Origin of the sequence: Tritonibacter sp. SIMBA_163 (assembly GCF_046535935.1) — a bacterium.
GTDB lineage: Bacteria > Pseudomonadota > Alphaproteobacteria > Rhodobacterales > Rhodobacteraceae > Epibacterium > Epibacterium scottomollicae.
Genome location: NZ_JAWJBP010000674.1, coordinates 1 through 261, shown reverse-complemented (window position 1 = coordinate 261; position 261 = coordinate 1). Strand labels below are relative to the sequence as shown.

Genomic DNA, 261 nt, shown 5'->3' with positions numbered 1-261 from the left:
CGCGCATCCGCGGCCTCCCGCGCGAACTGGACCACGCGTTGGGTGTCGGTCGAGATCGGATAGGCGCCCGCGACCAGCCGGCGGCCGAACGCCATGATCGTCCCGTCTGGATCGACCCGGCCGCCGACCTCGACCCGGATGTAGTGCTGGAAGTTCGACAGGTCGCGTTCGGTCTGAAAACCGAGCAGGTCGTAGGCGCACATCTGCTTGACGATGTCGCGGTGGTTGGGCAGCGCCAGGAAAACCTCCAGCGCCGGCCAG

At 67.8% G+C, this 261-nt stretch carries 1 protein-coding gene; it reads right to left on the bottom strand.

Annotated features, from left to right (window positions below):
* Positions 1–261, bottom strand: a 261-nt coding sequence (locus tag R0J92_RS24010) for a trehalose-6-phosphate synthase (RefSeq protein WP_411053525.1), incomplete at both ends; no start/stop codon positions are given.